Source organism: Bacillota bacterium, from assembly GCA_013314855.1.
GTDB lineage: Bacteria > Bacillota > Clostridia > Acetivibrionales > DUMC01 > Ch48.
Map to the genome: position 1 here is coordinate 30,104 of JABUEW010000026.1, position 12,666 is coordinate 42,769.

The window sequence follows — 12,666 nt, forward strand, 5'->3', positions numbered from 1 at the left end:
ATTAATAGTGTTGATAAGTATACAGTATCACTAGTTTAATCTGACGACTAAAGCTTGCTTTTCATCATCCGACTTTGCATAAAAATACGAGTTCAGATACTCTGTCAAGTAGTAGAAAAACGAGTAATAGCAATAATAACAAAATCGGTTGGAATTCAATTGATAATCTATACCGTGATTTTTCAAAACCGTATTTATAGTGTCTGTTTGTTTTTTATCCCATATAAAAAACCATGCATCTCGCTCAATTGGAGAAAGTTTAGGATAATCCCAGTCCACAATCGTCAGTTTTTCTCCATCTATTATACAGTTACCACCCGCATCTCCATGAGTGATGTGGAATCCATCAAAATTAGTTTTACAACGGTCAGAGAATATTTGCAGTCGCATTGCATAATGTTCAAGTAATTTCGTTTTGTCTGCAAGTAACAAAGCAACCTGTTTTGATATTTTGGAAGCCTGCAAGACAAGTTTGCTGTATAGTTCCTTATACTTTACTACCACATCAGAATCAAAGGTTTCTTTTTCAAGTGATAAATTATCTGTTGGTAGATTATAGATTGGTGCAAGCTTTTCAAAGAGTTTGTCAATAGGATAATCCTCGGTGTCTTCTCCCTCAACAAACTCAAAAATGCCCATTATACCGCCATTAAAGTCACAAAATAGATCACCGCTTTTTGTTTTTATAATTTTCGGTATATAATCGATTCCGTTTCGTGTTATATAATCAATGATGGAAAAATTTTTTTTATAAATTGCCTTATGATAATCCCAATAATCAATTTTAACAAAGAACTTACTATCCTGCGTAACAGCGCTCCATGTTTCTCCAAAGAACCCACGCTTGGCAGGCGCAATACTAAGCAAATTCAAGCCATATGTTTTAAGGATAAAATAAGTAAGTATATCTAAATATACTTTGTCCATATTCTTCTTCACCACTCCTTTTTCCACATTTTACGGTGACAGATTGTTTCAAAACCGATAGCGGTATAAAATTCAGGTACGCCGCTAAAGCAATAAGTTGCACCGAGTGCCTTTATTTTCTTCATTGCTTCGGTAAGTGCAATTGTGGCAAGTCCTATCCTGCGATATTCGGGAACAGTCGCAAGCGGCTCGAGATAAGCATACTTATTTATCTCATCGAACCACATCCCGGCAAAGCAGGCATAATCACCATTAGGAGCCTTGATTACAGTTGTTAAGTCTTTTCTGAAATTTGGGCACATTCCGTAATATTCTTTTGCGGTCAATCCAAACAATAACCGGTCATGGTATTTACCGTTCATAAACACTTCGTCTCTGACAATACCTTCCTGTCTGCAAGTTTTATAAATGTTTTGTTCCATAACAAATTTCTCCTATCATAACGTGATTAAGTAATTTTTCAATTCATCAAAACTGATAAACTGCCTGATCTTTACCCCGTTGGTTGTCAACAGCTCAACAAATTTCACTTGATGATTTTGCGCTGCCGATACAAGCGGTTCCAGATTATTGGGGTCGAACGCGCCAACTAAGTCGGGTAACTGAGTTGATGATACACCTGTGTCTTTTAGGGCTTGCTCAATCTCATTAGTTAATTCTGCGCTTGCGAACAGAGCTGTAACTGCATCATGTGTTTCACAGGCATGATAAATTTTATTGTAAAAGTTTATCATTTCCTCATAAAACCCACTTAGAGCATCCGTAAAGGAAACTGCTTCACAAATCTTTTCTTTCTCTCGTAAAATAAGGGTTTCTGTGTTTTGTATCAGTTGTCCGTATGCTTTTTTGAATATATCAATATCACTGTCGGTAAACACTGTATCATACAGTTCCGAAAAGCCCTCCGGTACAAGCGGCATATTCAGTATTTCTTGTTTTAGTTTCCCACGGCCTCTTTTTACTGTAATTCTGTTCAATAGCGCAAGTGCATAGGTTACGGTATAAATAATGCCAATGGCATATATGCGACCGTCCGAAATGGTGTGTGCATTTAGAAGCCCCCAATAGTCTTTATATACTTCATTTAACTTATCGCTTGCTTTATGGATAAACTTTCTCCTGTCTCTTGTATCAAGCGCTTTTTGCTTAATCTGATTAAATCGCTCAATATCTGCTTCGGATGAATAATAAAGTACCTTTCCCTCCGTAATGATAGATGTGGTTTTCTCATTAAAGTTTGCAATATGCTCCAGTCGTTCCCATGAAATCGGCCAATAATCAAAGCCAACTCCATCAAGAACGAATGTAAAACCAAGATTGTATCCACGTTCAGTATTAGGTACAAAAAACATATCTAAATCTGATCTACTGTGCGTTTCGCCATAAATATACGAACCCATAATGACTACCAATGCAATGTCATCCTTGTAGTCTGTTTTGATTTTTTCAATCAGCAATTCTGCTGCACGAATCATATTCATATCTAAATTCCTCCCAAAATAAAAAACTCCATTTTTAAACGATTAATTGATCGCCGAAAATGGAGTTACTTATTGCGTTATTTACCCAAAAGAATACAGAAGCCCCTTTGGATATACCTTTGGATATAATTATAGCGCAACCAATGACAAACCGAATAAATTCGATTAAGCAATCCAAATTCCGACAACAAATCAAAGCCCGTACAACCGGACTATTTAACCTATTATCAGTTAATTTGAGATTACTTTAAAATCATCGTCGCGCCTCATTTCAATAAATATATATTATTATTTCATATTTTTTCTTTGTTGTCAATTTTTAAAATTCAATAACACAGCCACATCGATATACCCTTCTCCGCGTTTATTGCCCAACTTTTCTAACACATCCGCACCCCCTCGTCCTGTCCGGGTTCCCGGAAGGCTTCGCCCAGCTCGTAGTCTTGTTCGGCATTCCTTGTGTCGGCAAGCGTCCAGAGGACATGCCCCATATCCTCGTTCAAAACAGTGCCCTGCTCGTTCAGCCACTGGTCCCGCACCACCTCCAGCGGGTTTTGAAAGCGCAGCAGATATTCCAGATAATCGGCATTGCATCCGCCATTTCTCAATTCCTTGTAGACCAGGCTGGTGGCGGCGATTTTCCCTGCCTTTTCGATCATTTCCGTGGGATCAAGTGCCAACCATTCCTGAACACAGGAATTATAGTTTGTGTCCGGCTTTTCCAGCAGCTTTTGTTTCAAATCCTGTTCGTTCATCAGAAGACCTCCTTTCAGCATAACAAAAAAAGAACGGAGGTCATCCGCTCTTTTTCGCCATGCACATTCTTTAATTATGCCGTAGAATCCACTCCAAGAGTTGCTTATCATCCATCTCGCCGGCGGCAAGCTTTAAGCCGGTTTCAATAATATCCTGATCCGAACAGGTTAGCTCGATGCGATTGATCTCCAGAAAAACCAGCATGGCAAGCATTCCGATTCTCTTATTGCCATCTACAAAGGGATGATTTTTTACGATGGAATACCCCAAACGCGCCGCCTTCACCTCCAGTGTTTTATATACATATTCACCGCCAAAGGTCTGAAATGGAGCGTTGACCGCCGAGTCCAGCAGGTTCTCGTCACGAATCCCGTCCAATCCTCCGGTTTCCTTGATCAACGCGCTGTGCATCATCACGATTTGTGGGATGCTTAATCTTTTCATTTAGCCAGTTCCTCAAACGCCGTCCGGTGCTTTGCAATCAGGCGGCGGGCTATACTTTTCACATCCTCGTCAACTGCCATTTCCTCCGCCTGAAATTCGCTGAACTCTATGATAATATAACGCGGCACATTGTTTTTCAAAATGACCGCAACACCATTCTCATCAACCAAGCGCGCCACCTTGGAAAAATTCTGATTGGCCTCGGTAATGGATACAAGGCTGTTTGTGTTGATATTCATTCATAGCACCTCCTACTTCTATTATACATAGAAATAGGATAAATTCAACCTATTTTATTCAAAACATCCCGCCGAGGGACTTGATGATCTCATAGCCGATGATGTCGAGATAGGTAAACAGGAAGCACATCAGCATGATGAAGGAGAAAATCCGGATTTTGGGCGGTATCTTCTGCGCCTCACCCTTGAGTCTTTGCAGCTCCAGCACCTTAAAATCGTGGGCGAGCATCTGAAAATAAATCGCACCGTCATCGCCACGCAGCACACCAATGAGTCCGCGCACTACATCAGAGAGTTGCGGTGAATTGAGCCTTGCCTCGAACCGCGTGAGTGCTGCCTCGTAACTTGATGAGCGTATGTCTGCAGTCACGATGTCCAGTTCACTTGCAAAAGCAGTGCCTGCGTTTTTCTTAAAATTCTCCAGAATGGACAGCACATCGCGGCTGCTTTTCAACGACTGTTCGATGGTCGCCACAAACCTTGGCAGTTCGCTTTCGATCTGCTCTCGTTTGACCTTCAGCTGCTCATCCGCTTTTCTGGTTTCCTTGAAATAGATCAGCACGGCGAGCCGCACGGTAGTTTACAAGTTATCTAAAATTAAACTAGGAACTATTCAAATAATACTTTCTTGAAAGATAGCATTTATAGGTAATCTACGACATGAGAATATTACTATATATTCAATTTAATTGTAGAACCCTGTAATTTTACCCAGTAATTATATTATATAAAGAGTTTTATAACTATATATAGAACCTATATAATGTAATTATGATTAATATGACTACTATTAGTAAGTCGTTCAGGAGGTAAAAATGCATTTATATATATAAAAAAATAAAAAATAATATTGAATACTATTATCAATGTAATTTAAAATTTATAAATAAACTAAAACCGTCCAACTATAAGGAATTATTAAAAATAAGCCTGGATCAATATAAGCAGTATGTTACTGATAAGGGTGATGTATTTAATGATACAAAAATTTATGTAACAAATAAAAAATATATGGTACAGAAAAAAAGATAGTTATTAAATACAATCAAGCTCATTTTGATGCAGAACATAAAACATTAAATGAGCATTTACTAGAGACAGAAAAAGGGTTAAAAGAACTTGAAAGTAGATTAAATTGAAGGATCAACGCCTCAAAGTCTTTATTCTCGATGACCGTATCCTTAAGCCTGCGGCTTCCCGACCATATCAGGTGGAAGGTTTTCCGGATATCAAAGGGCTGGCAGCTATAAGAGGTGCAGCCGCTGCCGTAGCTGTAGCGGATCAGCTTGAAGAAGGCGGCGGCGCGTTTTACGTCCGACATGGTCGCGTTTTCAATGAGGATCGATTTGATTTCCTCAAACTGCGGCTCGATCAGATAGATCTGCGCCAGTTCCAGTTCCTCGTTTAAGTATTATTGGTGAATTTCTCCTTGAGCAAGTATTTTTTCAATGCGGCAAACTCATCTCTACCGTTTAGCGGCAGAAAATTCAGTTCCTTAAGCAGAGCAAAGGGGCGTTCTTTTACGCACAGGAACAAATTGGCAAGGTCGGTGTTATAGTTATTATAGACCTCCATGCTTGTATCCGGTTTCCTGCCGAAGAGTACCCAACCGCCGCCGCCAAAGACCTCAATGTATCTTACAGTCATCCCTCTCCGATAGGATGCTCATAATGCGGTCCGATGACCAGGAGTCCCGGTAATGGCAGTGGTAAAGGAACAGCATTTCACCATAAGCTTGACGGTTAAGGTCGGAAGAACATGCCTTTATCTTATCTAACCACTCGTGCAATATTTCATTTGGGCAGCACCAGGGCATCACGCGGGCGATGGAATAGAAAGCGACCTGTTTTTCAAGGACCTGGGGGCAAGTCCTAATAACTGCGTCGTACATACGTGTAGCTTCTTCTGGATCACCATTGAACAGTACAGGCATATGCATCATGGTCAATGCCCATACGTTAGGATGCTTTTCATAACGTAGCCTGCTCTTGACGATACGTGCCCAATTGTTGTAATCAGGTGGTTGGCGTTCGAGATATCCTGCTGTAATGGCACGTAACATGGTGCCACGGCCGTGGGGTAAGAAGAATAAACCACCCGTCCCGAATAGAATTGATCCTTTGATTTCTTTTGCTTTCTCCTCTTTGGGTTCATTCATTTCGGGCCAATTAGGTTCCGGGTGTTCTGCCACCCACTTTTCAAGTAGTGATAAAACTTCCTCAGGAAGACTATTTTCACGTCCAGCCAGTTTTTCAAAAGCTGACGCCGCTCCCTCACGAAAATGTCCTGAAGAAAATCCCCTTTTGTCCAGGTTTTCAACCACAGTAGTTAGCTCATTAAGCGGTAAGCCTGATTCAGCCAGACCATCTAAGCCAGCACCGGCATAGGTTTCATGCCGGCCGGGCTCAAGACTGGCAATCAAGCGGACGGCGCGATGTGGATCAATCTTTGCCAGTTCCCTAAACTCCCTCGACTGCTGTACCGAGCCACCGCTGCGGGAAAAATCCTCCCATCGACGCTTGGGGTTATCCCACTGAGTTCCGTCTGGCAACTGATTGAATAAATTCATTAATTCGCCATCGGAGGCTTTAGCCATCTCATCAGCCTTTAACCGGGGACCGATCCACCCACCTGAAACACCGCCATCACAATCAGCCGATCCTGGGAAAGCACGTTCTTCTTCCGCTTTTACTTGCCTGGTTCTTAGACTTAGATACTCCTTTAGCTCGTCACTCATGCCGTTAGTTTCGTGCCCCGCCTGTTCTAGGATAGAGGCAATTTGTCCCCAGGCCGGGAGTTCCAAGGTTACTTTTTCAGCGTTGACGCTGTTTAGCCTGACATCGTGGCGACATTCGAATTCGCGTGAAGACGCTATGATGTGTACACTTTTTTGACCAGAAAGATTATGGATGAGGTTTAACAATACGTTTAAACGGCCCGACTTGCGGTCGAGTAACTCGGAGACTGCGTCGAGCTGGTCTATGATCACGACGACTTTTTCCCTCTCAGCCAGGGCCAAGACACCATCTCTAACATCTAAGCTTAGGTCTAACACTTTTCGTAAATCTTCAACCGTATTGACGTCCGTGCTCAGCGTGTCGGCTTTGATTGCAAGCACGGGCATGCCTTTTTCCTTTAAATGGTGGGCAAGGGTTGAAAGCAAGGATGATTTACCTGAACCAGGACTGCCCAGGACCAAAGTGGTGGAGTGTTCTGATTCCTCGATGCGTTGAAGCAATTCCGTGAATTCTAGGAATTCTAGGCGCTCTATCTGTCGTCCGTCCATAAGGGTTCTTTGATAATTCAACAGTACGTTTGAAGCTAGCAAAAGTTCCTGCCGTAATCGATCAATTGTAATTTCACGATGTCCCCCACCAAGGTTCAGCAGGATATCTGTTAAGTGTGCCTGGAATTTTTTCTCAAAATCCCTCGTTCCATCAAAAAAACAAGCTAGAGCCTGGTACTCATTAAAAATTGCTTCTCGAAAACGCCTTAAAGCCTCAAGTTGGTAATCATCTTGCTCATGAGGCGGGGCACTTTTTTTGTTAAAAAAGATACTAACCCTGGGGTGGCCTCCACCCTTTTCGTTCAGTTGCCGCGCCAAGTTCCACTCTTCCTCTGTACCGGTCATACCCAAGCCAGCGTCGCTGCCAAAGCGGTGCCAAAAAATAAAAACAAACCAGTCAGGATTAAATTTTTCCACGGCCACGTTAATGATGGATTGGGGGCGCCCAATATTAGAACATACGTCTTCCCAACCAAATACGTCCAAAGAAATATGATTTGCTCTGCAGATAGTTAATATAGTATGATCTTCGTTACAAACACGCCGCACTGCTTCTCTTTCCAATATGCAATCGCCAGATGAAGCAATAAAAATCCGCAACTGCTTGACAGTATCAACCACTAAAAAACCCCCAAATTATTTCAAAAGAACTATTTCGATCTTAAGCACACAAAATGCGGTTAGGTTCATAAATGCCATGCTATGGATGTTTAAGCTCTCTACAACTTCCCATTATAGACATAATTATATCATAAATTTTGGTAAACTTGTTAAAAGACTTTTTTTCGGCTAATTTTTCAGAATATCATTCGTGCTTTCCTGGCGAGCTATATCCCCATATTTATCAAAGAAAATTCAGTCAGGCTATTAATACTTTTATGGTTGTTTATTTTATAAAAGTAAAAACCCGATCATTTTAAAAATAATCGAGTTTTTATTATTAATTATCATCGTTTTTACCCTTCAAAAACTGCCTTTCAAAATCGCCAGAAAGCCTTATTTCATGCGGCTTTCGGCACGTTTTATCAGAACTATGCACTCCACATGCTTCGAGCGGCGAAAAACGCTTAAAAGAAAACACGTGGGAAAGTATGCTTGCCATTATTTTGAAAGTCCTATAAACATCAACTTTACTATTTGAACCGCTTCCGCAGTGACCGGCCAACCTTTTATTGTCGTATCCATATCAATGGTCGAACGGGCATCGAGCCCGACCATCGCTGCAACGAGCATTCCACCCTTTAAAACGAAGTTGTTTTTATAGTCCGACAAAGAAATGCGCTCGAGCAATCTTTCGAGTATATAGTTTCTGAGGAGTATTTGCGCATCAATATTTTTCTGTTTTGCCAGATTGCGAATTAATGCCTTTAACTGAGTAGCGGTCTTCATAACAGCACCTCCATATAATTTCTGAGAAGCTTGGTTACTTTGAAGGTTTCTGCATATTCCATAAGTTTAGGAATATTTTTATCCATGCGCTTGGCATACCGTTTTAAAGCGTCGGTTAAAATTGAAATGTCCATTTTACTGCGGCTCCTAATCATATCGCAAACCGTCCTTTCCATATTATAAGCCTTAACACTTCTGCCAAAAGGTGTGGTCAAAGTTGTTAAACCTACTTCATAAAGCTCCTTCCTGATCGAAAATACTATCAAGCCTTCATCTTTGATATTCTTTGTGTTATAACCAATTGGAACGGTTACACTGTAGATTAATGGATCCCTATCAGAGAGATCATGTAAAAACAGCGCAGTATCATGGGAAAATACAATAGCCGGTTTCCTGCGCTGCAGATAGTACATTTTGTCAGCCAATGCATCGGGAGTCAAATATACTCCATAGGCTATTCTCTCAAGCTTACCTTTTTCCACAAGCTGTGACAGATAAATTTTGGGAATGCCTTCTGCTACTATGTCTTTTGTGCAAATAAGTCCATCACTTTCTTCAATTATCTTTATGAGTTTTTCCATGTAACTCAATTAGCTCACCTACTCTATTTTACTTTTATGCTAATATTGTATCCAACTTTAGCATAAAAGTAAACAACAAAATATTATTGACTAAACAAAAATTGCCATCAAGCCACATTTAACGTGACCTGATGGGCCCATTTCTGTATCTGCTTTTTCATATTCAATTGCCCATTTATTCTTTATCTGTAACATCCTCTGTACCGCCACCAAAATACCACCCATGACTCTCTACAAAACGAATGAACCTTTCCAGGAAGTCATCGTGGGTCATGCATGGCTGGATAGATACACATCCATTAATTTTTATAACCCGCTCATTTTTTATTCCATCCGGCATTGGCAAAGCATCTGAAATTCGTTCAGCGGCTTTGACATATTTTTTTATTCTTTCATTATCCTGCTCTGTAGGATTTTCAATTCTTGTCAAATCCATATTGTCACACAAATCCGCAAGCTTTACATGGCAAGCGGTTTCATTTGTTAGTATTCTGTTTATAAACTCGTCATAGCTTTCGTCAGCATGCTTTGTCAGGCAATCCAGAATAGTGATTACTTCCTCTGAAAATCCCTCTTTTCTAAGATCATCAAAGGTAATATCCGAATCCTCAACAACATCATGTAGTACAGCACATATTCTTTCCAGTTCATTTTTCCTGGACAACATCACCCTAAGCGGATGAAGGATGTACGGTTCTCCACCTTTATCAACTTGCTCGGAATGAGCACGATTAGCTATCTCTATTGGTTTATTCAACATTTCACTGCCTCCCCCTCTTCTATTTTACCAAGTTCATTAAATTTTCTTTTTTTATAAATGTGCAGCAAGCGCAACCACTACTTAATTTGAATATCCATTCTGAATAAAGTACAATAATCTACCAACTCATATTTCGCGTAAGTGCTCAATATCATGGGGTAAAGCTATTTACAGTTTATAGTAAATTATAATAAATTACATTTGCCATATCATGTGAAACATAGGATAATATAAGCAAAAGAATATTATGTTGATAGATATGGTGGATGTGAATAATGGATTTTGAATATCGATCGGGTTTGATAGGAAAAATAAACATAGATGAAATTGACTTCAATAATGCACCTTTTGTCAAAGAGACAATGGAACTGGTATTGAACGGCTATGAGGAACTTTACTGCAAATATATTGAAATGTACAGAATAGCCCAAAGTTATAAAAACGAAGTAAATACGCTTAAAGGTGAGAAAGGTACACCTGATATAAAACCTAGTAAAAAAAGCACTACTCAGGAGGCTGTAAAAAACGATACGGACACGATAGAACCACAGTCTAAGAAAAACTGGTCCAAATCCTCCTAAAAGGGAAAAATTAAAATAGACCGTGTGGAGATAATAAAGATAGATAAAAGTAAACTGCCACAGGATGCTGAATTCAAAGGTTACGAGGAAATTACGGTACAGGAAGTTGTGATTAAAACGGATAATGTACTTTACAAGCGTGAAAAGTACTACTCTCCATCTTTACACAAGGCGTATATCGCTGAGCTACCGGAAGAAGTAATAGATACAGAGTTTGGGCCTAATCTCAAGGCCTTGTGTGCAACCTTGTATTTTGACTATCGTGTAACGGAAAACAAGATAGTCAAGTTTTTAAATGAATTTGGCATTTCAATCTCCGAAGGTACGCTATCCAATATTCTGATTAAAGAGAAAGCAGATGTGCTTACAAAAGAGAAGTCGAAAATTTACATGGCAGGTCTCAAGAGTACAAAATACCAGCAGACGGATGATACCGGCTTTCGTGTAGATGGTGTAAACTGCTATGCACAAATTATGTGCAATCCTTATTATTCGGTCTATTTTGTAAACAGGAATAAAAATAGAGAAACTGTACAATCCATAGTTTCCAATGGTACAGGGAAAGTAGCTTTCTTCGATATACTTGTAAGCGATGATGTTCCACAATTTGACAAGGTTACCGATATAAGAGGATTATGCTGGGTGTATGAGTACAGGCATTATAAAAAGCTTATTCCTTTTATTGATCGCAATAAGGAGTTAGTGGCAGAGTTCAAAGTCAAAATCAGCTCGTTCTATAAAGAGTTGAAAAAATATAAGGAATCTCCCTCCGAGGCCTATAAGAATGAACTTTATGATAAATTTGAGAAACTGTTCAGTACAAAGACAGGCTATGATATGTTGGATGAGAGGATTGAGTTGACCAGAGCCAAACGGTCTCAGTTACTTACAGTGCTGGAACATCCGGAAATTCCTCTGCACAACAATTTATCGGAAAATGGCCTTAGAGAGATTGTTGTAAAACGCAAGGTGAGCTGTGGTACAAAAACCAATGAGGGAACCACAGCATGGGAGAATTACCTGACCATATCAGCAACCTGCAAAAAACTGGGGGTAAGCTTTTTTGATTACATAAAGGACATATTCTCCGGTAAAACACAGACTCTAAGACTTGCGGATTTGATAAGGCAAAAAAGCGTATGTTCATAAAGAAACCCATCCGTTTTAACGAAATACGCCCTTTTGCCATGCCTTCAAGCCTTTAGTTTCTTTCAAATGATCTAACAGCTTTTTTAATCGCATGGCGTTACGCTCCAATCTTTCAACCTTGGGAACTTCTTTTTTGAATAATTTGATACTATCAATAAGAGTTTTTTTTACTTCCTCGGGATTATTTGTATCAACATTTCTTAGTCTTTCAATCATATTTTTCAACTTGGTTCCGATATCCATGCCCTATTACCTCTCTGTTATAATCTTATAATTTATTATCGCTTATATGTTTTGACGTAGCAAAGGTAATTTACCCCAGCTTATTGAGCACTTACACATTTACAGCTATATTATGTAAACCATATTTGATATATTTTTAGCAGGGATCCATTTTGAAAATTAACAATAGCCATGCTGACTACACTTAAAAAGTATGGTTACTCATATACTATCCCAGTACAAGATTTTACATCAAAGCAATTGAAGTTTATATGCCTGGTATTGGCAAAGTTAAGTTGGCGATTGTCAAAAACGGCTATAACGTCACCTTTCAAAATACCAGGTTTATTATAACTGATATGCTTGATACTCCTGCTCAGGGTATTGTTAAAAAGTATCTTAAGTCGTTTGGGATATCGAAACCTTCTTCAGAGATATCAAGCAACACCTTAACTTTGAAAAAGTGCAGGCACGTGACCCTAAGAAGCTTGAAGGTTATTTCTCTGCAATGTTTTTTTCATTCATATTCATACAAATATTGCAAATTCAGAATAACCTCAATACAGTTGGTGAAACCTGTAATCTTCTTACAGGATTTTGTGCAAATTAAAGTTAATAATGTTGTTTACATTATTAATGTAACATCAAAAGACCTTAAAAGTAAACAGGTAAATGATGTCACAGATCCAGTAGCAACAACCATTTGGGACAAATTAAGTGCCTGATATGTAGAGTAAAGGACAGGTGGCCACCTGCCCCTTCTCATCAAACCGTACGTGAAGTTTTCCCTCATACGGCTTTCCAATGTTCTTTCCTCCCTCAGCTTGCGGAGTATGAGGCTAGCGTCACTA

The 12,666-nt window shown here is 39.7% G+C and carries 14 protein-coding genes and 3 pseudogenes; 3 read left to right on the forward strand and 14 right to left on the reverse strand.

Annotation, left to right across the window (positions count from 1 at the left end; translation table 11 throughout):
* Nucleotides 1–30 precede the first annotated feature (30 nt).
* The 13 genes and pseudogenes from HPY74_06530 to HPY74_06590 form a co-directional block, all read right to left on the reverse strand.
* Nucleotides 31–927, reverse strand: a complete 897-nt coding sequence (locus tag HPY74_06530) for a hypothetical protein (GenBank protein NSW90323.1) — start codon at nt 925–927, stop codon at nt 31–33.
* 8 nt (nt 928–935) lie between these two features.
* Nucleotides 936–1,349, reverse strand: coding sequence for a GNAT family N-acetyltransferase (locus HPY74_06535; protein NSW90324.1), 414 nt, complete (start codon nt 1,347–1,349; stop codon nt 936–938).
* Between the two features lie 15 nt (nt 1,350–1,364).
* A complete protein-coding gene (locus HPY74_06540; GenBank protein NSW90325.1) occupies nt 1,365–2,408 on the reverse strand; it encodes a hypothetical protein in 1,044 nt (347 codons plus the stop codon).
* Nucleotides 2,409–2,788: 380 nt separating this feature from the next.
* Nucleotides 2,789–3,163: a DUF3848 domain-containing protein gene (locus HPY74_06545; protein ID NSW90326.1), complete on the reverse strand. Its 375-nt coding sequence runs from the start codon at nt 3,161–3,163 to the stop codon at nt 2,789–2,791.
* Nucleotides 3,164–3,233: 70 nt separating this feature from the next.
* Nucleotides 3,234–3,608, reverse strand: coding sequence for a type II toxin-antitoxin system death-on-curing family toxin (locus tag HPY74_06550; GenBank protein NSW90327.1), 375 nt, complete (start codon nt 3,606–3,608; stop codon nt 3,234–3,236).
* Nucleotides 3,605–3,847 (reverse strand): type II toxin-antitoxin system Phd/YefM family antitoxin, encoded by a 243-nt coding sequence (locus HPY74_06555; GenBank protein ID NSW90328.1) that lies wholly within the window; start codon nt 3,845–3,847, stop codon nt 3,605–3,607. Before HPY74_06555 ends, HPY74_06550 begins: the two co-directional genes overlap by 4 nt.
* Nucleotides 3,848–3,905: 58 nt before the next feature.
* Nucleotides 3,906–4,415, reverse strand: a pseudogene (locus tag HPY74_06560) (secretion protein F).
* Nucleotides 4,416–4,976: 561 nt separating this feature from the next.
* A pseudogene (locus HPY74_06565) lies at nt 4,977–5,485 on the reverse strand (DNA adenine methylase).
* On the reverse strand, nt 5,475–7,754 hold the full coding sequence (locus HPY74_06570) for an AAA family ATPase (GenBank protein ID NSW90329.1): 2,280 nt from the start codon (nt 7,752–7,754) through the stop codon (nt 5,475–5,477). The pseudogene HPY74_06565 and the gene HPY74_06570 overlap by 11 nt, the downstream one beginning before the upstream one ends.
* 319 nt (nt 7,755–8,073) lie before the next feature.
* Complete coding sequence (locus HPY74_06575) at nt 8,074–8,235, reverse strand: hypothetical protein (GenBank protein ID NSW90330.1); 162 nt, start codon at nt 8,233–8,235, stop codon at nt 8,074–8,076.
* Nucleotides 8,235–8,522 carry a nucleotidyl transferase AbiEii/AbiGii toxin family protein gene (locus HPY74_06580; GenBank protein NSW90331.1) on the reverse strand — a complete coding sequence of 96 codons (288 nt, stop codon included), beginning with the start codon at nt 8,520–8,522 and terminating at the stop codon, nt 8,235–8,237. The genes HPY74_06575 and HPY74_06580 overlap by 1 nt, the downstream gene beginning before the upstream one ends.
* A complete protein-coding gene (locus tag HPY74_06585) occupies nt 8,519–9,112 on the reverse strand; it encodes a type IV toxin-antitoxin system AbiEi family antitoxin domain-containing protein (protein NSW90332.1) in 594 nt (197 codons plus the stop codon). The genes HPY74_06580 and HPY74_06585 overlap by 4 nt, the downstream gene beginning before the upstream one ends.
* A 334-nt stretch (nt 9,113–9,446) precedes the next feature.
* Nucleotides 9,447–9,863: pseudogene (locus HPY74_06590) on the reverse strand (GTP pyrophosphokinase).
* A 275-nt stretch (nt 9,864–10,138) separates the two neighbouring features.
* Between HPY74_06590 and HPY74_06595 the strand changes: the two are divergent.
* Complete coding sequence (locus HPY74_06595) at nt 10,139–10,444, forward strand: hypothetical protein (GenBank protein ID NSW90333.1); 306 nt, start codon at nt 10,139–10,141, stop codon at nt 10,442–10,444.
* 24 nt (nt 10,445–10,468) lie between these two features.
* A complete protein-coding gene (locus HPY74_06600) occupies nt 10,469–11,593 on the forward strand; it encodes a transposase (protein NSW90334.1) in 1,125 nt (374 codons plus the stop codon).
* Between the two features lie 15 nt (nt 11,594–11,608).
* Here the strand turns inward: HPY74_06600 and HPY74_06605 are convergent, their stop codons facing one another.
* A complete protein-coding gene (locus HPY74_06605) occupies nt 11,609–11,836 on the reverse strand; it encodes a hypothetical protein (protein ID NSW90335.1) in 228 nt (75 codons plus the stop codon).
* Nucleotides 11,837–12,087: 251 nt separating this feature from the next.
* Between HPY74_06605 and HPY74_06610 the strand changes: the two genes are divergently transcribed.
* A complete protein-coding gene (locus tag HPY74_06610) occupies nt 12,088–12,540 on the forward strand; it encodes a hypothetical protein (protein ID NSW90336.1) in 453 nt (150 codons plus the stop codon).
* The last annotated feature ends 126 nt before the right edge of the window (nt 12,541–12,666 follow it).